At 39.6% G+C, this 24622-nt stretch carries 19 protein-coding genes; 17 read left to right on the top strand and 2 right to left on the bottom strand.

Features of this window, described 5'->3' with window-relative positions; genetic code table 11:
* Positions 1-3: 3 nt before the first annotated feature.
* The 12 genes from FHS90_RS13865 (at position 4) to FHS90_RS13920 (ending at position 15061) form a co-directional block, all read left to right on the top strand.
* Positions 4-399 (top strand): hypothetical protein, encoded by a 396-nt coding sequence (locus FHS90_RS13865; protein ID WP_182513471.1) that lies wholly within the window; start codon positions 4-6, stop codon positions 397-399.
* Between the two features lie 177 nt (positions 400-576).
* Positions 577-2295, top strand: a complete 1719-nt coding sequence (locus FHS90_RS13870) for a type I restriction-modification system subunit M (protein ID WP_182513472.1) — start codon at positions 577-579, stop codon at positions 2293-2295.
* 12 nt (positions 2296-2307) lie between these two features.
* Entirely contained in the window at positions 2308-3630 is a 1323-nt protein-coding gene (locus FHS90_RS13875; protein WP_182513473.1) for a restriction endonuclease subunit S, read from the top strand.
* 5 nt (positions 3631-3635) lie between these two features.
* Positions 3636-6608 (top strand): type I restriction endonuclease subunit R, encoded by a 2973-nt coding sequence (locus tag FHS90_RS13880; protein ID WP_182513474.1) that lies wholly within the window; start codon positions 3636-3638, stop codon positions 6606-6608.
* A gap of 77 nt (positions 6609-6685) precedes the next feature.
* Positions 6686-8284: a GIY-YIG nuclease family protein gene (locus tag FHS90_RS13885; protein WP_182513475.1), complete on the top strand. Its 1599-nt coding sequence runs from the start codon at positions 6686-6688 to the stop codon at positions 8282-8284.
* Between the two features lie 12 nt (positions 8285-8296).
* Complete coding sequence (locus tag FHS90_RS13890; protein WP_182513476.1) at positions 8297-8986, top strand: hypothetical protein; 690 nt, start codon at positions 8297-8299, stop codon at positions 8984-8986.
* Positions 8987-9045: 59 nt separating this feature from the next.
* On the top strand, positions 9046-9807 hold the full coding sequence (locus FHS90_RS13895; protein ID WP_182513477.1) for a hypothetical protein: 762 nt from the start codon (positions 9046-9048) through the stop codon (positions 9805-9807).
* An 8-nt stretch (positions 9808-9815) separates the two neighbouring features.
* Positions 9816-10658, top strand: a complete 843-nt coding sequence (locus tag FHS90_RS13900; RefSeq protein ID WP_182513478.1) for an agmatine deiminase family protein — start codon at positions 9816-9818, stop codon at positions 10656-10658.
* Positions 10659-10730: 72 nt separating this feature from the next.
* Positions 10731-11627 carry a PD-(D/E)XK nuclease family protein gene (locus FHS90_RS13905; RefSeq protein ID WP_182513479.1) on the top strand — a complete coding sequence of 299 codons (897 nt, stop codon included), beginning with the start codon at positions 10731-10733 and terminating at the stop codon, positions 11625-11627.
* A 61-nt stretch (positions 11628-11688) separates the two neighbouring features.
* On the top strand, positions 11689-12756 hold the full coding sequence (locus tag FHS90_RS13910; RefSeq protein WP_182513480.1) for an HNH endonuclease: 1068 nt from the start codon (positions 11689-11691) through the stop codon (positions 12754-12756).
* Positions 12757-13046: 290 nt separating this feature from the next.
* The gene (locus FHS90_RS13915) at positions 13047-14012 is read left to right on the top strand and encodes a DUF3644 domain-containing protein (RefSeq protein WP_220483070.1); all 966 of its coding nucleotides are present in this window, start codon (positions 13047-13049) and stop codon (positions 14010-14012) included.
* 71 nt (positions 14013-14083) lie between these two features.
* The gene (locus FHS90_RS13920) at positions 14084-15061 is read left to right on the top strand and encodes an ADP-ribosylglycohydrolase family protein (protein WP_182513482.1); all 978 of its coding nucleotides are present in this window, start codon (positions 14084-14086) and stop codon (positions 15059-15061) included.
* Here FHS90_RS13920 and FHS90_RS13925 read toward each other — a convergent pair.
* Positions 15058-15639, bottom strand: a complete 582-nt coding sequence (locus tag FHS90_RS13925; protein ID WP_182513483.1) for a recombinase family protein — start codon at positions 15637-15639, stop codon at positions 15058-15060. The genes FHS90_RS13920 and FHS90_RS13925 overlap by 4 nt on opposite strands.
* 235 nt (positions 15640-15874) lie before the next feature.
* Between FHS90_RS13925 and FHS90_RS13930 the strand changes: the two genes are divergently transcribed.
* From FHS90_RS13930 to FHS90_RS13940, 3 genes are all read left to right on the top strand, one after another.
* Complete coding sequence (locus tag FHS90_RS13930; protein ID WP_182513484.1) at positions 15875-18535, top strand: NB-ARC domain-containing protein; 2661 nt, start codon at positions 15875-15877, stop codon at positions 18533-18535.
* A gap of 73 nt (positions 18536-18608) precedes the next feature.
* Complete coding sequence (locus FHS90_RS13935) at positions 18609-19760, top strand: SH3 domain-containing protein (protein ID WP_182513485.1); 1152 nt, start codon at positions 18609-18611, stop codon at positions 19758-19760.
* Positions 19761-19968: 208 nt separating this feature from the next.
* Positions 19969-20460, top strand: a complete 492-nt coding sequence (locus FHS90_RS13940; RefSeq protein WP_182513486.1) for a hypothetical protein — start codon at positions 19969-19971, stop codon at positions 20458-20460.
* A gap of 90 nt (positions 20461-20550) precedes the next feature.
* On the opposite strand, the gene FHS90_RS13945 is transcribed toward FHS90_RS13940, so the two are convergent.
* Positions 20551-21984, bottom strand: coding sequence for a hypothetical protein (locus tag FHS90_RS13945; RefSeq protein ID WP_182513487.1), 1434 nt, complete (start codon positions 21982-21984; stop codon positions 20551-20553).
* A gap of 726 nt (positions 21985-22710) precedes the next feature.
* Between FHS90_RS13945 and FHS90_RS13950 the strand changes: the two genes are divergently transcribed.
* Together FHS90_RS13950 and FHS90_RS13955 are read left to right on the top strand one after the other, a co-directional pair.
* Complete coding sequence (locus FHS90_RS13950; RefSeq protein WP_066829748.1) at positions 22711-23643, top strand: ribose-phosphate pyrophosphokinase; 933 nt, start codon at positions 22711-22713, stop codon at positions 23641-23643.
* A 155-nt stretch (positions 23644-23798) separates the two neighbouring features.
* The gene (locus tag FHS90_RS13955; protein ID WP_066829745.1) at positions 23799-24383 is read left to right on the top strand and encodes a 50S ribosomal protein L25/general stress protein Ctc; all 585 of its coding nucleotides are present in this window, start codon (positions 23799-23801) and stop codon (positions 24381-24383) included.
* Positions 24384-24622: the final 239 nt, after the last annotated feature.

Below are 24622 nucleotides of genomic sequence, written 5' to 3' on the forward strand. Positions count from 1 at the left end.
AATATGTGGGAAGATTACGAAATGGAGAATCAAGAAAGAGAATATGAATCAGACAAGGAATTGTTTCTTGAACTTTATAAGTTAAATGATCTGGTAATTATTGGGTCAAGGAATGAAAATGATTGGTGTGAAATAAAACAGGAGTTTATAATAAAAGAGCCTGATATTGGAGCTGAGGTTGAATATACTTACAGAAGTATAAGCTTGCCGGAGTTTGTTTTGTTTCAAGCCTTTCATGATTGGGATGACCAACCTAATGATTTCATTGTGTTCAAGTTCAATTTGGAATGCTTAGAAGGAGGTATCATGAAAGGTGTGTGTTTCCATCCTGAAGTTTACGACAGGCAAATTAGGAAAAGAAAAATAGATATGGTTTTAAACCACCCTACAAAGACTTAAAAGCCTAAGAATTTTTGAATTACGCTAGAAGCGGTATCGGAGCCCCCGGTGCCGCTTTTCTTTTTTGGGAGTGATTAGAATGAAAATATTGCAGTCAGTCTAAGGTTATGGGTTTTCTTTATTAAGGCTAAAGGCTATCTTGTCAAGAATAAGTCAAAGACGAACTATACGCTTATAATGATAAACTTTAGAGAATACGCCAATTTCATCTGGTCGGTGGCAGACCTTTTGCGTGGAGATTACAAACAAGCAGACTATGGCAAAGTGATCCTACCATTAACTATTCTTAGGCGTTTGGACTGTGTTCTAGAAAAGACGAAACCAAACGTGCTGAGTAAGTATGAGATGTTAAAGAACACATCTATCCAAAACGTAGACCCTATCCTGAACGCAGAGGTGGGGCTGAGTTTCCATAACAGGAGCAAGTTTGACTTTGACAAATTGGTGGCTGACCCAAATAACTTGGCTGCCAACCTACGAAACTATATTAACGGTTTCTCTGACAGTTCCAGGGAGATCATTGAGTACTTCAAGTTTGAAGATCAGATCAACCGGTTGGAAGACGCTGACCTGTTGTTTTTGGTGATAAAGCGGTTTCAGGAGATTGACCTTCACCCAAGCAAAATAAGCAGCATGGAGATGGGATATATCTTTGAGGAACTTATCCGTAAGTTCGCAGAGATATCAAATGAGACGGCAGGGGAGCATTTTACCCCAAGGGAGGTGATCCGGCTTATGGTTAACCTTTTGTTCCTTAACGACCGTGATATTCTTACCCAGGAAGGTATTGTAAAGACATTGTATGATGTATGTGCAGGCACCGGTGGTATGCTATCCGTGGCAGAGGAATACCTGAAAGAACTGAACCCAAAGGCTCGTCTGGAAGTATTTGGGCAGGAGTTGAACCCTGAGTCTTATGCCATTTGCAGAGCCGATATGCTCATAAAAGGACAGAACCCGACCAACATTAAGCTTGGTAACTCACTCTCCAATGACGGGCTTGAAAACCACAAATTTGACTATTGCCTTACCAACCCGCCTTTCGGGGTGGAGTGGAAGAAAGCAGAGAAACAGATAAAGGACGAGCACCAAAAGAAAGGATTCGGTGGGCGTTTTGGGGCGGGTCTGCCACGCATTTCTGACGGTTCTTTGCTCTTCCTGCAACATCTGGTGAGCAAGATGAAGCAGAACGATGAGGGCAGCCGCATTGGTATCGTATTCAACGGTTCTCCATTGTTCTCAGGTGGTGCCGGTTCCGGTGAGTCGGAGATCAGGAAGTGGATCATTGAGAATGATCTGTTGGAAGCTATTATTGCGCTGCCAGATCAGTTGTTCTACAATACAGGCATCTCCACCTATATCTGGATGCTGACGAACCGGAAGTCCAAAGAGAGGAAAGGTAAGGTGCAACTGGTGAATGCTGTTTCATTTTACCAGAAGATGTCAAAGAGTCTAGGGAACAAGCGGAATGAAATCAGCCCTAAGCAGATAGAGGAAATAACCCAGATGTACGGTGACTTCAAGCCGGGGGAACATTCTAAGTTGTTCAATAATGAAGATTTCGGCTACAGCCGTATCACCATTGAGAGACCATTGCTTGATGAAAAGGGTAAAATGGTGACTGATAAAAAAGGCAATCCAAAGCCTGATGCCTCATTGCGAGACAACGAGAACGTGCCCTTAACTGAGGATATAGAAGAATACTTTGAGCGGGAGGTGTTACCACATGTACCAGACGCTTGGATAGACCATGATAAGACCAAAGTGGGTTATGAAATTAACTTTACCAAGTATTTCTACCAGTACAAACCATTGCGTTCTTTGGAAGAAATTCGTGCTGATATCATGAAGTTGGAAGAGGAGGTTTTCAATGAAGTGGCTTCTGTTATTTCTTAATTTTATAAGGCGATGAAGAAATATGATAGCTATAAGGACACTGGACTTAATTGGTTGGGAAGTATACCTGAACAATGGGGTTTTGCCAAAATAAATTACTATTCTAAAATTAAAACGGGTGGCACTCCAAATAAAGAGAGACCAGAATATTGGGAGAATGGCACAATAAGATGGATGTCTTCTGGTGAAGTAAACAAAGAATATGTTTATGAAGTAGCCGAAAGAATCACTGATGATGGGTTAAAAAATTCTAATGCTTCCATATTACCCATAGATACAGTAATGATTGCCTTAAACGGTCAAGGTAAAACTAAAGGTACTGTTGCTCTACTTAGAACAGAAACTACATGTAATCAATCATTAGCAGGATTTATATGTAATGAAGAAAAACTGAACCCACTTTATTTATTCTTTTTTCTTAAAAGTAAATATAAGCAGTTAAGAGGGCTTGTTGGAGATGGGCAAAGGGAAGGTATAACGTTATCATTGCTGAAATCCTTGTTTGTTCCATTGCCTTCAATAAATGAGCAGCGGATAATTGGAGAGTTCCTTTATTACAAAACATCACAGTTTGATATTCTTATCCAGAAGAAGCAGCAAATGATTGCTTTATTGGAAGAGGAAAAAACAGCGGTCATTAACGAGGCAGTCACCAAAGGCTTGAACCCTGATGCCCCTTTAAAAGATAGTGGAGTTGATTGGTTGGGTGCAGTACCTGCGCATTGGGAGCCTAAAAAGTTAAAGTACCTGGTTCACCTGATTAATGATAGCATATCTACTAAAAGCCTTTCTCATAAGGTAGCATTAGAGAATATTGAAAGTAATACTGGGCGTTTATTAGAAGGGGAACTTTCATTTGAGTTTAAAGGATGTGGTTCACATTTTATAAAAGGTGATGTCCTTTTTAGTAAGCTAAGACCATATTTGGCAAAAGTTTACTTAGCAAAAGAAGAAGGTGTGGCAGCAGGTGAACTTTTGGTTTTCCGCCCTAAGGAAGAAATCTGGTCTGAGTTTCTATTTTATAGAATACTATCAAGTGATTTTATAAAAGAAGTGAATAGTTCTACCTATGGGTCTAAAATGCCAAGGGCAAGTTGGAGTTTTATAGAACAATTATTGATTCCGATTCCATCTTTGAAAGAGCAAATAGAAATAATTCAGCATATTAATGATAATATTAGAAGAATAGAATCGGTAAAGGCGAAAGCATTTAAAGAAATCAAATTGATGCAGGAATACCGCATAGCTTTAATTTCCGAAGCTGTAACTGGTAAGATAGATGTGCGTGACTATCAACCAGAACCAATCAACTCACAACAGCTTGAATTAGCATAGACCCCATGGCAACAGGCATCCATACCGAACAGACTTTCGAAGAAGCGATTGAAGATTACCTGGTTGACCAAGGTGGCTACACCAAAGGCGACAGGCTCAGCTTCAACAAAGACCTGGCTTTTGATGAGAAAGTGGTGTTCTCATTCCTGCAATCCACGCAGCCGAAGGCATGGAATAACCTCAGCCAGATACACGGGGATGAGATGGAGAAAAAACTACTCCACCGGCTTTACAAGGAATTAGAACTGAGAGGAACACTGGATGTATTGCGCAACGGGATCAGTGACTACAACGTGAAATTTCGCATGGCTTACTTCAAGCCGGAATCAAATCTGAACCCTGAGGCGGAGGCGCTGTATGATCTTAACCAACTCACGGTGACCCGACAGGTTAAGTACAGCAAATCGAACGAGAATTCTTTGGATTTGGTGTTGAGTCTTAACGGTTTGCCGGTGGCAACATGTGAACTCAAAAACCAATTCACTAACCAGAATGTAGAGGACGCTAAGCGCCAGTACATGGTAGACCGTGACCCCAAGGAATTACTGTTCCAGGGCAAGAAGAGGGCTTTGGTGCACTTTGCGGTAGACAAAGACGAAGTCTATATGACTACCAAACTGGATGCCAAGAATACCCGTTTCCTGCCCTTTAACCTAGGGTATAAAAACGGTGCCGGTAACCCGCCTAACCAAGATGGTTATAAGACTTCCTATCTATGGGAGCAAGTGTGGGCGAAAGATTCATGGATGGACATCCTGAGTAAGTTCGTCCATTTACAGATCAGTGAGTATGAGAGCAACGGAAAGAAATATAAAAACGAGACTATCATCTTCCCACGATTCCACCAGTTGGATGCGGTACGGAAGATTTCAATACATGCCCGGGAGAATGGTGCCGGAAAGAATTACCTGATTCAACATTCAGCCGGTTCTGGTAAGAGCAATAGTATCGCCTGGCTTGCCTACAGGTTATCTAGTCTGCACAATGTCAGTGATGAACGTGTTTTTGATAGTGTTATAGTGATTACAGACCGCAAGGTATTGGATCAGCAGTTGCAGAACACCATCTTTCAGTTTGACCACAAGCAGGGCGTGGTGCAGAAGATTGACAAAGACTCCACGCAGCTTGCCAATGCATTGGTTGCTGGTTCCAATATCATCATCACCACCTTGCAGAAGTTCCCGTTTATTTTGGACAAGGTAAAGGAACTGCCCGCCAGAAGCTACGCAATTATCCAGGATGAGGCGCACTCTTCCGCCCACGGTGAGTCTTCCAAGAAAATAAAGGAGATATTGGCTGCCAAGTCACTGGAAGAGGCAGAGAAAAGCGAAACGGATTCTGGTGAAGAAGATGCCGAGGATTATATCCGCAAGTCAATGCTTGCCCGTGGCATGCAGCCCAACCTGAGTTTCTTCGCTTTTACCGCCACGCCTAAGGAGAAAACCCTGAACGTTTTCGGTCAACCAGGTGCCGATGGAAAGCCACGCCCGTTCCACCTATACTCCATGCGGCAGGCGATACAGGAGGGGTTCATCCATGACGTGTTGAAGAACTATACCACTTACAAGACCTTCTTCCAGTTGACAAAAGCCATAGAGGATGACCCTGCGCTCAACAAAAAGAAGGCAAACAAAGCCATTGGGAAGTATGTTTCGCTGCACCCTCATAACTTGGCGCAGAAGACAGAGATCATGATTGAGCATTTCCGGCAGGTGGTCTCCAAGAAGATCGGTGGCAAAGCAAAGGCTATGGTGGTGACAGGCTCACGACTACATGCGGTGCGCTACTACATGGAGTTCAAGCGCTACATCACAGAGAAAGGCTATTCTGATATAAGGGCATTGGTTGCTTTCTCTGGTAAAGTTTTGGACAATGGCAGTGAATTGACAGAGGTGGCGCTGAACGGATTCGGGGAAAAAGAACTGCCGGAAAAGTTTGAGACAGATGCCTACCAAGTCCTGTTGGTGGCTGATAAATACCAGACCGGTTTTGACCAGCCGCTGTTACACACCATGTACGTTGACAAGAAGCTGTCTGGGGTAAAGGCTGTTCAGACCCTGTCCAGGCTGAACAGAACGGCTAAGGGAAAGGATGACACGTTTGTATTAGACTTCGCAAACGAGCAGGAAGATATCCTGAACTCCTTTCAGCCCTATTATGAACTGACTACGGTTGACACGCCCACTGACCCCAACTTGTTGTCTGATTTGAAATACAAGATTGAGTCAGCGCAGATTATCTGGAAGTCAGAAGTTGATGCATTCTGTGAGGTTTATTTCAAATCCATGGAAAGGGTGAACGCCAAGATGCAGAAGAAACTGGATGCAGCAGTAGACCCTGCCGTTGACCGGTATAAATGTATTCCCACGGACGAAGAGAAAGAGGATTTCAAACACACGCTCATTTCATTTATCAGGCTTTACTCCTTCTTATCCCAAATCATGCCTTTCCATGACCTAGATATGGAGAAACTTTTTGCCTACGGAAGGTTACTCTATAATAAGCTTCCTAGAAATTCCGGTGGTGGTGGGATAAGATTGGATGATGAAGTGGCATTGGAGTATTACCGCATACAGAAAATAAGCGAGGGCAACATAGTCCTGGAAGACCAGGGTGAGTACGGTCTGGAAGGCACCACCCAGGCAGGCATGCGGCTGAACAAGGAAGAGCAGGCGCAGCTTTCGGAGATCATCAAAGTGTTAAATAACCGGTTCGGTACTGAGTTCACGGAGGCAGACAAGCTGTTTTTCGACCAGATTGAGGCAGAGTTGATGTTGGATGAAGACCTATCCCTGCAAGCCAAAAGCAATTCAATCGAGAACTTTAAATTCGGCTTTGAAGACCGGTTCCTGAATAAGGTGATTCAGAGAATGGAACTCAACCAGGATATCTTCTCCAAGATCATGGACAATGATGAGTTCTCGCAGTTAGTGAAGAGTTGGATGTTGAAGAAGGTCTATGCAAAGATGAATGAGTAAAAGATTAAATGTCAATATTTAAAGAGATTTGGTATATTTAGGATTAGCAATATTGTCTTCCTATTTCATATCAAATCATGGAACTTATCTATAATGATGGCTATTGCCCAGAATGTTTACTTCACGATAAAGAAGTAGAATTACTGCTCAATAAAGATGATTTCTGGGAATGCCCGAAATCTAACCTGCAATTAGCAGTATTAGGCTCTGATGCGGTAACCTTGAAATTCCGTGGAACCGGGAAATTCAAGGAGGAATCTGTTTTCGGGACGCAGAACATCAACGGTGCGGCTCTTGCACACGCCCGAGGTGCCAATTACTACACTGATATTGCCATATTTTCCTCACTGGACGAGTTTAGGAATTATCTCACAAATGAAGTAGAACCACCATTAGGGCTTACCCTAGAAAACTTAGCCTATGCTTATTCCAGTTTTAAAAACGGCAACCCGTTGGCAAGGGAGAGTTCTGAAATGTCATACAAGCGCCAGTCAAGGCACTTCAAGATAGATTTCGAGAACCCTAGCATTATCAAGAAGTTAGAGAAACGTGATCTTGATGAAGGGATGTCAGATTACAACTCTTATACCCAGTTATATAGGCTACTGTTATCCCTGTTTGAGAAGTACCATAAGGCGGACATCAGTTGGCTCCCTGAAATGGGAATGAGTCTCAACCAAGCAGCACTCTGTAATAAACATCTGCACTCTCTCCCGGAGCCTGTCACGTATATAAATGACCCAGAATTCCTTAGGAGCAGGCTTCTGACCTTTATTGTTGACCTAATAGAAATCGTGTACCATGGCAAGAAGGTTGATTTACCTGGCTCTAAACCAGACCTAGCTTTTGAAGAACCTTCCCCATACAAATCTGCAACCACACTCACGCTGCAAGATATACTCGACTTTAAGAGTGACTTGTTCCGGAATTCGAAAGTGAAAATGGTGCGGCATAAAGACAGCAGGCGTGAGTACCGTGATCTGATTAAGGACAAATCCAAACTTCTGGAATATCAGAGAGAGCAGAGCAAGGAGGTATTCAAAGACTGCGACTTCATTATTTCCTTTATGGGTCAGGAAGGCACGAAATCACTACTGTTCGGCATCTTCAAGGTGAACGGGGTAGAGAAACGTGAAACTTCCTTTTATTATGACTTGGAGCAGGTTGATGGATTTGAATATCTTGTTGACCGTGTAGTGGTTGACTGGGGAGACAACGCCATTGCTTGGCACCAGTGGTACCATAAGCAGCCGAAAGAGGTTGTGCAAATTCTGCCACAAGGCTTCTTAGGCTCTTTTCCAGGTCTGCTGAACTTTGTCCTGGACTTTGATGATCTTCAAAAGCTGACCCAAAACCCAGAGGCGAACCAGGACTGGAAAAGCCACCTTTCAGCCGTGAACGGAATTTATCTTGTACTGGACTCCCAGACTGGCAACCAATACGTTGGTTCTGCCTGCGGCACAGAAGGGATTTGGCAACGTTGGTGCGAGTACACCCACAACTCGCATGGCGGCAATAAAAAGCTAATAGAACTTTGCGCTACCCCTGGTTACGGGAGAAACTTCCGCTTCTCCGTTTTACAGCCACTTCCCGCCAACCTCTCCAAAAAGGAGGTAGTGGCAATAGAGTACCTATATATGAAGAAACTTGGAACCAGAGCCTACGGGCTAAACTAAAACCAGAATATTATGTCATTGGCAGAAATCGAAGCATACGAGAAGTTATTCCCTACTGGTACCATCATTGACGGTGTCGTGGATGGGGAACAATATTTTAAAAGCAGTCCTAAAATAGCTTGGTTCTTGAAGGAGGCTTATACTGATGAGGAAGAAGGTTGGCATATAAAGAAATACTACGGGCAGGAAGATGCCTATTGGGAGTTTTTCCGTACCGCAGCCACCCCAACTTGGCACCCAATCATCTACGCCAGCTACGGCATCTTGAATGGGTTCCTGACTTGGGAAGAGATGCCGTACATTAGGAATAAGCCTGAAATGTGTGACGTTATAAACAAAGTTGCTTTAATAAATGCCAACAAATTCCCTTCCCTTACAGGCACCCGCACTATTTGGAAGAACCTTGCCCAAGGCTATCAATCTTGTAAAGATATAATCCTGCAACAGATCGCAACCTTACAGCCTGACATTCACATCTTCTGCGGTACATTCCTTTTATATAGAGAAAGATTCGGCATCGGGAATGAGCACGCTGTTGAGCGAAAAAAAGGCTTTGAAAACTGCGGTGCTTGGATAAAAGACGGCAAACTCTTTATGGATGTCTATCACCCTGCTCAAACAAAGCAAACAAGGGAAGTTTATGTGGATCAAATAGTGAATGCCGTTGCGTATTGGAAGCTTATCACTGCAAATAATAATTAACCCAACTGGTCTCAACACTTAAATTCTTTAAGCCGAACCAGATTTACAAATTGAGATAGATGCCAATTTTACACAGATTTTATAATTACAACTGGGAAAATGGATTTGAAACACATCGCGCAATTTTGGACACTATCCCTTATGAGCCGGAGGTCATCATCATAGGAACGTTCAACCATGGATGGGACTGGAATAATGCTGACTTCTTTTACGGTAGGGGAATGTACATGTGGACTATCATGGCGAACCTTTTCCTTAATAATGGAAATGCCCTAACAGAACCAAGGACAGTACTTAACGATACTCCAAATCTGGAACAAATCTTCCAAGTCTGTCAGAAAGCAAGAATCACTTTCGCTGACGTGGTGCAGGGTACAAGACCGAACATCCCAGTGGAGCAGCAGGGACGCTCGATCCTAGTAAACAATGAATATATATGGGAAGACTACAAAGACACTCATTTGAAAATAATGGGCAGAAATGGCTGGCTTGATGACAATGCAGATGCCATAGTGGACTACATTAACTCAACCAAGTCCATAAAGCATGTCTACTTCACGTTCAAGCCAACCGGTTGGCTGCTAACCTTAAAGAACTCTATTGCCGATAGGATTGCTCCCACAACTGCCTGCTCCATTTTCACACCCACAGCGAACGGCTTTAGGGCGAACCTCCCTGCTTACCCACATCGTGCCTGGTCTTTGGCTCACTGTTGGGTGTGGAATGGTTTACATCATGCTGTTCCTATTAACAAACCAAATTTTTGCCATCTTGACCATGGGTGGCTAGTGAGTAAAGGAGTTAACCCAAATAATTTCTGATTGGTAACATGGTCACTGACAGTGAAAAAAATCTCCTTTACCTCGCAGATACCTTACCGCAGTTCTACCCAACATTTTGCCAAAGTCTGGAACATGTACTTAGGCAGCATGAAGTAAATTACTCATTTCTGCCAAAAACCAAGGATGTCTGGGCAGTTGATTATATGCCTGTTCAAGTAGCCTCTGACCGATTCGTGCAGTTCGTATATAATCCAGATTACCTCCAAACTATAAAGCTTAGGAAGACCATCTCAGACGTTGATGCCATCTGTGCAACAATGGGAGTAGTACCGGTGAAGTCTCCCATAGTATTAGACGGTGGCAATGTTATCCGCAGTAAGTACAAGGTAATAATGTGTGACAAAGTTTTCAGGGAAAACCCAAGCGTTCCTGAAAAAAGGCTGATAAAGGAGTTGAGTGAATACTTGGAGGTTGATCATGTTATTTTTATACCTACCGATAAAGCAGATAAGATTGGGCATGCAGACGGAATGGTACGTTTTCTGGATAATCATACGGTTCTAATAAACGACTACTCAAAAGAGAAACCCGAATTCCAGTCTACGTTCAGGATGGCGCTGCACAACGCAGGGCTTAACTGGGTGGAAATACCATACAACCCATACGACAACATAGAGAAAATACAGGCAAACGGTATCTACATCAACTATTTAGAGATGGAAGGAACCATCATCCTACCCACTTTCGGGATAAGGGAAGATGAAATGGCTGCAAAGCAGATGGAGAACCTTTTCCCTAATTATAACTTGGCTATTGTCAACAGCAATGAAATTGCTGACGATGGAGGCGTATTGAACTGCATCTCATGGAATATAAAATTAGAAGGTTAATTGGGGGGCAAATATTAATTGATTATGGATAGAATAAACGAAATCATATATAGAGAACCCAGGAGTACCTTCATGGAGGTTTTGAAAGTTCATGAACGTGAAGTTCCGTTTGCCAGGGTTCTTGGCTTCTTCTTTAGACCCAAGGAAAAACACAGACTGGGTACCCTTTTCCTCAGGGCTTTGTTGAAAACCCAATGGTTAGAAATCAAATCTCCTGATGATATTACAACTGAACCCGGATCGCAAAGAAATGGTGGCAATGGTATTGACCGGACATCAGAAATAGATTTAACGCCAGACTCTATAAAGGTTAAGGTGGAAGAGCCAGCAGGCAATGACAAAAGAATTGATTTATTAATCATAGGCAATGACTTTGTTGTCTGTATAGAGTTCAAAATCAACCATGAACTTAACAATCCACTGAAACAGTACATTGATTTCACGAAGGCAGCTTTTCCAAAGAAAAAACACTACTTTCTAGTGCTTTCACCTTTCAGGAAAAAGCCTATTGGTGAAGCCAAGAAGACAACAGAGTTCAAACTGGTGATTCTTAGCCATTTTTTTGAAAAAATAATTGAATTGCTGCCAGAGCACTTTCACGGGGACGAATTGGCAGGAGAATATTACCAATACTTCAATGATTTGGTTCGGACTGTGGAGAACAGGGGGATTCGCTCTACTAGATACCATACCCTAACAACTCTTTGTAAGAAGTTGAATGATAGCGGAATCAATAGTGAATTTCAGAAGTCCAACGGTGGGTATATTGAAATGAAGCGTGGTCAGGTGTCTCTTAAAATCAGAACCAAAACATTTGGCTGGCAGCTTGAAAAATGGTTTGGTAGCGAGAAATGTGGTCAAGAAAACATAGAAGCCACTGATATTGGTTACAATGAACTACTGAATAGAATCAAAACTTTTTATAAGAATTGGATAAATCATCAACCTTCTGCTTTACATATTCCATGAATGAGGTTACTGCCATGAATGAAGAAGTCATTTCAAATTTAAAAGAGCACTGGAAAAGATTATGGATATCATAGAAAATTACGGAATACTTGCCTCCATGTCATGGAACAGCAACAAATGGGCAGGCGAACCAAGCAAAGAAGACTTAAATCGGTCAAAATATGGGTATGTTCAGGATGAGTCACATGCACACGAAAGTTTGAATTTCGGACATGAAATCTTTCCACCAGAAGAAGATGGGTATTACATTGGATATACCCCAATGCTTAGAAAGGCACCTGCTCCCGATAAATCAGGTTCTGTTAAAATCATCTTTCTGTGTAGTAGTGACTATAAGAATTCTAACAGAAAACTAATTCTGGGATTTTATGGAAACCCAGAATTTGGTCAGAACTTTCCCCGTCAAGCAAAGCATAGGCTTTACAGAAAATATGATGGAGGAAATATAAGAGCCTATCCAAGTGATATAATTCACCTCGAAAACCCGCTTTTGATAAGCAATGACATCGTTGCAAAAAACAATTTACTCCCAAAAGATAAAAAAATTTCCCAAAGAGGCTTCAATTACCTGAACTCCGACAATGTCTACAACCTAATTTCAGTTGCTCTTACGCAAAACCCTAACAATACTAAGCTTCGAGCTTTTGTAGAGAAATTTCCAGCCTTGGTTGATTATATCAATCAGAAGTCTAATGTTGAGGACTATTTTGATGTAATCAAAGGATACAGTGCTGATAATCTAAAAGACATAGCTGTATTAGAAAGGAAGATGGCAAAGCAAACCCCTGAGGTAAAACAGCGCATCTCCACTTATATAGAAAGAGGTGCAATTGCAGCCAAGGTCAAAAAGTTAACAGGTTATAGATGTCTTATATGTGAATCCCTGAACTTAAACCCTATATCTTTTAAGAAACCAAACGGAGAGTATTATGTTGAAACCCACCATGTAGAGCCAGTTAGTTCAATGAAAAATGGTGTTTTAAGTATGGATAATCTAATCACTGTATGCGCTAACCACCATAGACAATTACACTATGGTGATTCAACGCTTATCGGACAGACAGACCACCATTTTGTCTTCAAAATTGATGGTAAAAAAATTGATATAAATAAAATAAGCTTACATTAAGCGCCATCTTTTTTCTCTAAATTCTAGGTTTAACTCGATTTCTAGTTAAGAAATATAGAACAGACATAAGTTTTTGGACTATCATCAATAGACTTGAAAGATAAAAAGGAAAAAACTGCAGAGGGTCAGCTGTTGGTTGAATTTCAGATGCGTGAATTTGAATGCCTAGTTGTTTAAAGCGAAGGAGATTCTTAGAAAGAAGGTCTTTAGGCTTTTATCTTCATAAGGCAATTTGCAGGTTTAAAAGATTTATTTCAGCAACCACAATTATTCCATATAATATTCAGAAAGTGAAAAAGATAAAGTCATTCAAAGAAGAACTTTTGGTTAAGTCCAGGGAGGCGATGCTCTGTGCCGTACAAATCTTCAATAACCCTAACATGAAGTTCAAGTCGGAAAGCTTCATTGTCTTGTCAAATATCGCTTGGATGTATCTGCTCCATGCCTATTACAAGGGGAACAAAGTAGAATACAGGTACTATAAAGAAAACAACGGTATAAGAAGGTACGATAAAACGAAGAAGGGTGCCTTCAAGTGTTGGGAGTTGGAGCGGTGCCTAGATGATAGCGCCTGCCCTATTGATCCGGTGGCAAAATCAAATTTGAAATTTCTGATAGGTTTAAGACACGAGATAGAACACCAGATGAGCCGCAGGGTAGATGATTACCTGAGTGCCAGGTTTCAGGCTTGCTGCCTAAACTACAACACGCATATTAAGACCATGTTCGGTGAATCTTACAGTATAGACAAATATCTGTCATTCTCCCTGCAGTTCTCCACTATTGACGAAGATCACGCTACGCAACTGCGCCAATTTACTGACTTGCCTAAAAATATATCCTCTTACATCAATGCATTCGATGAATCATTGACGGATGAGGAATATAATGACATCAGGTATTCTTATCGGGTGTTGTACGTGCCTAAACTGGTAAACCATAAAGGTCAGGCAGATAAGGTGATTGAATTTATCAAGGCGGACTCACCGGAAGCTGCATCCCTGAATCAGGAGTACGTGGTGATAAAGGAAAAAGAGAAAAGGAAATATCTGCCTACCGATATCTGGAAGGAGATGCAAAACCAAGGGTACTCTAAATTCGGCTCTCACCAGCACACAATGCTTTGGAAGGGACTAAATGCAAAAGTGGCTGGGAAAAACTATGGAATATTGGTTGCCAAACAGTGGTATTGGTATGACACGTGGTTGAAGGAGGTACAAAAACACTGTCTGGAATCAGGTGAATTATATAGATAGAACAACACTAAGGTCAACTCCAATTGAACAAATCGGATCAAGAAATGACGGTTTAGCAGTTATCTTAAAACATGGATTCAAATTATTTATCAGGGAGAATACAGGCGGCACTTTTGGGTATAGCCTGTGGAGATAGTTTGGGCAGGAGTTATGAATTTCTCAGTCGGAACGAAATTAGGGAAATGTTCCAAGAAATAGTTGACAGGGATGGTGGCACCCATAACCAAGCTAAGGGAACATACACCGATGATACCTGCCTTACTCTTTGTTTGACAGATTCTCTTTGCAATGGATTCGACTTGGAAGATATTGCGGATAAGTTTGTTAAGTGGTATGACGATGGGTTATGGGCTGCTGATGGAAAAACGGTGTTTGATATCGGTATATCTACCAGGAATGCCATAAAACGTCTTAAAAGTGGCGTGTCGCCATTGGAAAGTGGGGATAATGATGAATACAGTAACGGCAACGGTAGCTTAATGAGAATCCTGCCACTTGTCTTCTATATAAAGGATATAGAGATAGATGACCGGTTTGAGTTGACAAAACAAGTAAGTAGTATTACCCATGCCCACAATCGGTCAGTCATCTCCTGTTTCTATTACTTGGAATTTGCCAGGCTCCTACTGTCCAGCACGGAAAAGTTAGAAGCATATAGGCTGGCAAACGAAACAGTTAAAAATTACCTGATTTCAATCGATATCAAAGAGCAGGAGTTAGGATGTTTTGATGTTTTGCTAAGTGGTAACATCTCTGATTTACCGGAAGAACTCATCAATTCATCTGGATATGTGGTAGACACCTTGGAGGCTTCGGTCTATTGCTTACTTACTACGCAATCATTCAAAGAGGCGGCTGTGAAAGCAGTAAGGTTTGGACTTGATGCAGATACCACATCAGCCGTTACTAGTGGCTTAACTTCATTGGTCTATGGTCTTAACAGTATCCCTAATGAATGGCTTGGAGAATTAGCTAGAAGAGATGAGATAGATGCATTGGCAAACCGGTTTGCTGACTCAATTTGCTCTACCAACGAGAGCCAAAACTAGAGACCAATTGATTCATCCTTATCTGCAATAGCGCCTTTTAAATAGTTGTACAAAGTAGGCTTGGATATAGACATCATTCGGCATATTTCATCAACCGAATGCTGTTTTTCATGGTAAAGCCTTATTGTGAGTTTCTGTTTTTCTTCACTCATTTTTTTTGGGCGACCACCCATGCGTCCTCTGGCTCTGGCAGCAGCAAGCCCCGCCATCGTACGTTCTTGAATGAGGCTTTTTTCGAACTCAGATATGGATGCGAAGATGTGATATACGAGTTTTCCAGTAGCGGTAGTTGTGTCAATGGACTCCTGCAAGCTTTTTAAAGCGATTCCTTCACTCTCCAAAAAATTCATCCATTCTATTAGGTCTTTCAATGACCTGCCTAACCTGTCTAATCGCCATACAACTAAAGTATCCCCACTTCTTAGAATTTCCTTTACCTTACCCAAGGCAGGTCTTTCACTGACCGTGCCTGAAATCTTATCTGTAAATATTTTCTCACAACCACTTTTTATGAGTGCGTCTTGTTGTAAGTCGGCATTTTGGAGAAGCGTAGAAACTCTGGCGTAGCCAATAAGCATAAGCAAGGAATTTAGTTAAATATCTCGTTATACAAATTTAATAAATTACTTTGAATATTTAACTGAGTTTTTTTACTTTCTATTGTGCCTTTGCTGCGATTCAGCGGCTATCAATAAAACAGGGTAGGGGAGTTAAAAAAACATTCGTTTTTTATATTAAAAATTTTCCTTAGTTATAATAGGTAATCGCAGGATTTTAATAATTTACATCATTAACGACAGTTGACAAAAATTTATGGCTAGGATTACAGAAATAAGGTTAACATTAGCAGCATTTATATATGGCATAGAGATCGATCTTAAAAATGCTATAAAAAAATATATTACACCCTTTCAAGGTGATTTAAAGTTTATTAAAGATTCTGAACTTGAAGTAAGGATCTTGGATCGTTTTAGAAAAGACAATCCTGGTGTAGATTTTAAAAATAATATTGACGATGTTGTAGATTATATAGATTTCTATGACTCTTTCAATATATTAAATAAAAATTGTGTTTTTCTACCTAAGCCATTGGTTGACTATTTGAAGTCAATCTTTCAGAATTTAACTGACTTAATTCCTGTTCGGAATAGGGTAATGCATACTAGACCTTTATTAGGTGGTGATTTTTCTGCTGTGTATGATTTCATTCAAAATTTAAAACATAATTCACCAATAGATTGGAAATTTTCAATTGATACTCGGGATTTAATTGAAAAAGATCCATCATATATTTTAACACTTAGGCTTCCGCAGTTAGCAAATTATGATATCCCAAGTAAAGTTGTGCATAACCTTCCTATTCCTGATTTTGATGATACTGGCTTTATTGGTAGAACAAAAGATGTAGATGAAATTAAGAAATTAATTTTTTCCAATAAAGTAGTAAGTATCCTAGGTGATGGGGGTATAGGTAAAACTGCATTAGCTGTAAAAATAGCTTACGATTTAGTTGATATGGGGGATAAATGTCCATTCGAATTAATTATTTGGACATCTGCTAAAACCACAATGTTAACTTCAAAAGGCATAGAAGAGATTTACACTGCAATAACAGATTATACTGGATTAATTTCAATTATTTCAGACACATTAGACTCATCTATAAAAGAGAATAAAATTGATTCTATATTAGAGTATCTTGAATTATTTAAAACGTTGATAATTATTGATAATCTAGAAACAATTCAGAGTGAAGAAGTTAGAAATTTTATACGAAATGCTCAAACTAGATGCAATATTGTTATAACTTCTAGAATTGGACTAGGAGAATTGGAGTATCCTAGAACTCTAAGTGGACTTACCGATACAGAGTGTGCGAAATTAATAAGAGAGATTGCAAGAATCAGAAATAGTGATATATTGATGAAACTTCCTCAAAGTACTCTAATTGAAATAGCTTCTAAACTTTATTACAATCCATTAGCATTAAAGTGGTTTGTATCCACAGTTGAGACTGGTATTTCACCACAAGAAGTTTTAAATAATAAAGATGATTTACTTAATTTCTGTTTAACAAACGTTTATGAAAAACTAAGTGAAGGCGCTATATCTGTTCTGAATTCAATAAGGGCTTCAAGAAGAAAATTAAGTAGTGCTGAAATACTATATCTTTCTGATTATGATACTTTAGAAGCTAGGAAGTTTTTAATAGAGTTGTTTAAGACAACATTAATTAGCCGAGAAATAATAGATGCAACTAATTTGGAAGAAGTTTATTACTATATACCTGAGTTTGCAAAAGAATTCTTGTCACAAAAGCACCCTGTCGAACAGGAATTTGTAAAAAAAATTACTAGAAAATCAAAAGAACTGAACTCTGGTATCCAAGATATTAAGAAAATTAATAGCTATAATGAATTTTCAATTAACGCCTTGTCATGTGAAACCCCTAATCAGAGAATTGCTGCAAAGCTACTATCAGAAGCTTTAAATTATTCCAGGGTTAGCAACTATACAAAAGCATATCAAAAAGTCAACGAAGCAAGAAATGTTGATCCCAACTATTATGAGGTCTACAGAGTTAGTGCTTTCATGAAAGCGACTAATGGAGATACTTTAAGTGCCGATGATGATTATTTATTAGGTTTAGAAATTGCTCCTGAAAACCCTAGGTTGCTTTTCTTTTATGCTCAATTCTTGTTGTTTCATTTGGAAGACACAGAGAAAGCATTAGAATATGCACAAAAGCTTCATAAAATTAAGCCGGAACATCCATACACGTCTTTTTTGTTTGCACGGTGTTATAATACTATGAAGGAATATAATAAAGCAATTCAAATTATTAGAAATCTTATTTCCAAGACTGAGTTAGATCCACAAAATTTAAGAGTTGCATATACAGAATTAATTTCTCTTTATGCTCATAATGGACAAAGTTATTTAAGAGTTGAAAACGATATTGATAATGGTATAAGCCATTTTAAAAAATCATTTGAAACATTTGACAAGTGTGATGAAAAGGGGATTGTAGATATTAAAATGATTAAAAACTTTTGTGAGGCATTACATACCTTCATAAGTATGATTCCTGCTACGGAAGTTAGTAACTCTAAGGCTTATATAAAAGAGGTTATATTAGCTCATCAAAACCAGATAAGCCTTATATACTTGAATAGAAAACTAATTTTTAAATATGCAGAGCGTTTCGAAGATGATTCATTAAGTTATCTTTTAGATGCCCAAATTGCAGATGGTACAAAAATCGGAAATCTTATAAAAGGTCAAAGCGATACTTATGTCTTTATAGAATCTGAAAGTGAAAGGTATTTTGCCCATTATTCCGATTTTGCTGATTTAAAGTCGTCTGCTGAATTGAAAAAAATAAAGCATGGGCAGTTGGTTTCTTTTGAAGAGGGAATTAATACAAAAGGTCCTTGTGCTAAGAATGTGAAAATAGTAGAAAGTGTGAAATAATTGTTGATTTTTGACAATTTATCATTTAGAAAAATCGGTTAAAGCAATTGAGGCTCATATTTAAATAATTAAAATGAAATCATTCATTCATATATCTAAATGTCATTTTATAAGTCTAGTCTTAGTATTAGCATCTTTTTCAGCCTTTTCACAAGAGCTGCCCTGTCAGGATGAATACGACACTGAAACATGTAAGGAGAGATATCATGTAGATAGTGAAGGGAGAAAACATGGGAGATATATTCTGTATTTCAATAATGGTAGTATAAAGGCTAGCGGAAATTTTAATCATGGTGTTGCGCAAGGTGCTTTTAAAATATCTTCCTTAGGGATTTGGTTTTACCAGTGGTATGAAAATGGAGAGATGATAGCAAACGAAATTTTCCCAATTACTTCGTTAGCACATGCTAAAAAGCTTGCAGCAGCAGAGAAGAAAAAAGAAGAGCAAAAGAATAGTAAATCTAGTGGCAAAGATTTTGGAAATATCAGCACTGATGAATCAACTGAAAATATTGATGAAGCTAACTTGACTGATGAAAACGTTGCCGAGAGAAGTTTTGATGGTGAGACTGGTACTAATGAAGAATTAAGATACATAAAGGGGAATTCTCTTAATATTAGGGAAGGAGCCGGAGGAGGATTTCAAGTTATTGGCAAATCGGATAAGGGAGAGGTTGTAAAGCTTTTGTCAAATGGGAGTAAGTGGTCTTATATTGAAACAGAAGATGGCTTGCAGGGGTACGTGTCAAGTAAATTTCTTTCAATAAATTATGTTAGTAAGGATGATCTTTTTGGGTCTTCTTGGATAAAGTATTTAGTAATTGTTATTTCTAGTTTTATGTTTATTTATGTTATTAAGATAGTATATAGGTTGATTTTTAGAAAAAATAGTAAGCGTAACTTTAATAAAGATAATCGTAAAAATATATTGATTGGTTCTGTAGTACATGAAGATTCTTATCTTTCCATATTTGATGAAAAGGGTAAAATAATTGTGAGAACTATCAAAAATGGTAAACTCTATGGTTATAGTAAACATATGGTAGTAATAGAGATGGAAGAGGCTTTAGTAATGTATGATAGTAGGGGGAGAAGAATGGCTTCATCTAAGGAAGTTAAAGGAGAACTAATAAATGTTATTGGCAACGGTATTTTTACAAAAGAGGGCTTGAATAGTAACACATATATTGTTGAAAATGGTTTTTGTCAAAGATTTTACCATTAGTTAGTTTAGGATTGATAATATAAATATTTAGAAGTGCCTGATGCTAAAGTTTATTGGTTTTATATAATGTTGAATGAGAATTTTTAGAGTTAAGTTATTTTTAGTTATTATTTGCATATTGTTAATTACTATTTTTTGTAATTATAGAATTTTATTAAATAGTTTAGATAATAGGAGGAAAGTTATTTATTTGGTTTATATGAATAATATGCCGGTTAGTAAAATTAACAATGCAGCTGCAGAAATTGAAAAATTCTATGGGTTTGATGTTAAGATTTTAGGTCAATATAAACTACCAGAAGCAGCGTATTGCTCAATTCGAAAAAGGTATATAGCCAAAATAATTTTAAATTATTTAGCTAGTTTAGAAATCCCTGGTTCTGCTGGCAAGAATTATAAAGTTATTGCTTTAACAAATAAGGATATAGAAACAGAAGATGGCGATACACATTGGGGAGTGATGGGGCTCGCTTTTCTTGGAGGGGATGTAAGTATTGTTTCTACATTCCGGATGAACAGCAAAAGGAGTCGGTTACAAAAAGTCATTCTTCATGAAACAGGGCATATGATGAACATAGACCATTGTTCGTCCAAAGACCAAAAGTGCTTTATGAAAGATGCAAAAGGCAAGGGTGCAACTATAGATCAAACTAAGAAACATCTCTGTAAAGATTGTAAACTTAAATTAATATTTATTTAGAATGTAAAATGAGTGAAAAACATGTAGAATTTAATTGTAACCAAATGTGTAAAAAGAAAGGACTAGCTTGATGGCTAGTCCTTTTCTTTTTTAAGCTTGTACCCTCTTTAACTTCTCTTTTGCCTTCTCTAACTTCTCTAAGCGCTTACTCTTAGCCTTCTTTACTATGTCACTAGTTATATTACTTATATAACCACGTAGAATAGCGCTTGAAGTACTACCAATTATATTTAGAATGTCATATTCAGTCCATCCATCTTTGTATAGTCTTGTGCAGAATCCACGTCTGTTTGAATGACTACTAAGAAGATCATGTTTAAAGAATGATTTTGAGGATTTTTCTTTATCTCCAAACTGTTTTCTTGCTATTATAATTGGTTCTTGGTTTATGTTATGTTTTGCAAACACTTCTTTGCAAATCTGTTTTATATACTTGTTGTATTTTTGGTCAGACACTAGGTTTAAATTATACTTATGCTCAGTTAGAATTTCTTCTATCCTGTTATCAAATAGCAACGGCACTTGATAAAAGCCATCTGTTTTAACAGTTCTGCCTATTAATAATTTTTCATCGTCTACAACCTCTATTCTAAAAGTTGATTGTCTAATGTCACTAATGCGTAAACCAGTATGATTGCCAAAAACACAAAGGTCAATATACTTTTTATATTCTTTTTTGCATTCTTTTTTATAATCCCATATTAGGTCTAACTCTTCTTCTGTAAAATAGATTACATCTTTTTTTTCAGTTTGTACTTTAAACTTCTTGAAATCTTTCTTCATTTCAATGCCTTTTACTTCGTTGATCCATGTTAAAAACGCTTTTAATTTTTTAACATTAGAGCCAATGTAATTTAATGTTGCATTGTGTTCTGTTTTTAGATAGTTGCAATATAAATTATAATAATCTTTGTCAAATATATTATAATCTAATATTATATTGTTCTTCTCTGTAAACTTCTTGAAACGTACACTAAATGATTTTAATTGTTTTTGGTATACCGGCTTGTCAGCATGGTATTTAATGAATTCATTTAAATATTCTAATATCTGGTTATGCTCATAGCTATTAGAGCCAAAACCTTTTAAAGCTAATTCTTTTTGCATCTTTATTAATTCATTTAATTTGTTTTGATGGTATGCAATCTGTTTTGCTATGTCATTAGCATCTGATATGTTAATGACATAGTCTATCTTCTCATGTAGCCTTTTGCGTTTATGGGCTGCTACCTTTTCAGCTACTCTTTTCTCATATATCTCTTTAACCTGGACAAACTCAGGATTTTCTAAACTGCTTGCAACGCTTTCTAATTCAGCTTGGGCTGTTCTGATCTTGTTGTTGATCTCGCTTGAATCGGGGTGTTTTGGTTTAACCAGACCTTTTACAGTATCGAAGTGTACCCGCTCTATCTTTTCATCTATGGATATTGAGGATGGTTTTCGGTTGTAGGTGTACCGTATGTGGATACGGCTAAAGCCTTGTTTGTCAGGCTTTAAAAGGATTGCTTTTGTGGAATAGCTCATTTCTTTAAATAATGTAAGTGTTTAACTGATTGAAACAAAGGTAATAACACTTGCATTAGTTATCCTAACATTGTACTAACAATTATTTAAAAATTGGTTTAAATAGCTTTTAAGGCGCTTTAAAAAGTGGTTCTAATTCTGGTCGGACAACCTAGAAAGCCTCTCAGAGAAATCTGAGAGGCTTTTTCTTTTTCCGCCGGCGGCGGAAAGGCTCTCATTCTGCATGCGGCCTCCCTTCAAAAGCGCTTCTCAACATGTTAATGCGTTTTTGGCTCGTTTTGGCCAAAACAGGCCAAAAACAGGAAATGAGGTCAGGTTAGATTTCCGGCAGGTGCAGGGCCCGTGACAAACTGGTAATATCAAAACCGCACGCTATGCTGGCGCTAAGTTTGCGGTAGAAGGGGCTTGAAAGTAATTGCTGTCAAAGGGATGGCTGTACTGATGTATACTTTCTTCTTTTGTCATCCTGAAAAGAGCTGGGCCGCGAACGGTAACAAAACTGGCTCCCCGTATCTAATTTGCCAGAGATCGTTCTGGCAGGACAGGAGAAGGGGCCAGCGGGAGGTTGGGTAATTTTAAGTTAAATCCTGAATGTCTGTTCCCCTCTTTCCCGTCTGTAGTTTTACTTAATATTTCTTAAAAAGTACGGGTATTTACAGGCTATAGGTTTGACCCTTCCAAAATAAGAAGTAATTTTGCGACTTCATTCGGCAACCTCTTCTCCTCATGAACCCTACGGTTAAGCTTTTCTCCGGGAGCGCCTCCCGATATTTCGCTGAAAAAGTGGCTGATGCCTATGGCCTTCCGCTTGGTGATATCACGGTTCAACGTTTTTCAGATGGTGAGATTTCTGTCCATTTCAACGAGTCAGTGCGGGGGTGTGAGGTATTCCTGATTCAGTCTACCTTTCCGCCGGCCGACAACCTGATGGAGCTGATGCTGTTGGTAGACGCGGCCAAGCGTGCCTCGGCGCACAAGGTGATTGTGGTGATGCCGTACTACGGCTACGCCCGCCAGGACAGAAAAGACAAGCCGCGCGTCTCTATTGGGGCCAAGGTGATGGCCAACGCCATTCAGTGCGTGGGCGCTGACCGCCTCATGACCTGTGACTTGCACGCCGGTCAGATTCAGGGCTTCTTTGACATTCCGGTGGACCATCTGGACGGCTCAGCCATCTTTGTGCCGTACCTGCGCAGCCTGGATTTGGGGCAGGATCTGATCTTCGCCTCGCCAGACGTGGGAGGGGTGGTACGTACCAGAAGCTTCGCCAAAGTGTTTGGCGTGGAAATGGTGGTGTGTGACAAGCACCGCAAGCGGGCCAACGAGATTGCCTCCATGCAGGTGATTGGTGACGTGGAGGGCATGGACGTGGTGCTGGTAGACGACCTGGTAGACACTGCCGGAACCATAACCAAAGCCGCCGAGTTGCTGAAAGAAAAAGGTGCCAAAACGGTGAGAGCCATTGCTACCCACGGGGTGTTGTCTGGCCCGGCCTATGAGCGCATTGAGAAGTCTGTGCTGGAGGAGCTGGTGATTTCAGATACCATTCCATTAAAGCAGGAAAGCTCAAAAATCAAGGTGCTTACGTTCTCTGACCTGTTTGCGCGGGCCATCAGCAACGTGGTGACCCATGACTCCATCAGCTCGCTGTTTATCTAACAGTTGGTAGTTGTTGGTTATTAGATATTAGTTAGAAGAAGTACTCCGGTTGCCTTTGTTGGGGCATCACCACAAAAAAAGAAGTCTTGTGTCTTGATACGTGATACTTGCTACTTCAAAAGTGTTTTTCCATTTTTTATTTTTAACTATTTTTTATGCAAAGCTTAGAGATTATAGGGTTTAAAAGAGCAAATCTCGGTAAATCCGAAGCAAAGGCGCTTCGTGAGGAAGCTCAAGTTCCATGTGTGTTGTACGGCGGTGCTGAGCAAGTTCACTTCTCTGCCCCAGCTATCCTGTTCCGTGACTTGGTGTACTCTCCAGAGGTTTACCAGGTTGACCTGAACATTGAAGGCACACACTACAAAGCCATCATGCAAGACCTGCAGTTCCACCCGGTAAACGAGCAGTTACTGCACGTAGACTTCCTGTTGCTGCAAGACGAGAAAGAAGTGAAAATTGATGTGCCTGTACGTTTTGTAGGTACTTCTCCAGGGGTAATGGCCGGTGGTAAACTGGTGACCAAACTGCGTAAACTGCGTGTGAAAGCACTTCCAGCTAACCTGCCAGATTCAATCGCGGTTGATATCTCTGACCTGGAGCTGGGTAAGTCTATCAAAGTGAACAAAATCACGCCTGGTGACTACACCATCCTGACCAACCCGCTTTCACCAGTGGCTACGGTAACCATCCCAAGAGCTCTGAAAAGCGCTCAGACCGAGGAGAAAAAAGGCAAGAAATAGTCTTTTCATTCAAATTGTCTCAAACATCCTGTTTCGCCCTGCGGAACAGGATGTTTTGTTTTCTGGCCTTTCTGTTTCCGGGCTGTTTTAGCCAAAATAGGCCAAAAACAGAAATGGCGGTGTTACTGCTCCCGCTGGAAGAAGGACAATTCAAGTTGTCAGATGCAGGATTTTATAGGATTAAGTTAATTTCAGGATTGGGTGCGCTATTGGCACAGACGCTCACAGGTCCTCCAGAC

The organism is Rufibacter ruber (assembly GCF_014138425.1).
Lineage (GTDB): Bacteria > Bacteroidota > Bacteroidia > Cytophagales > Hymenobacteraceae > Nibribacter > Nibribacter ruber_C.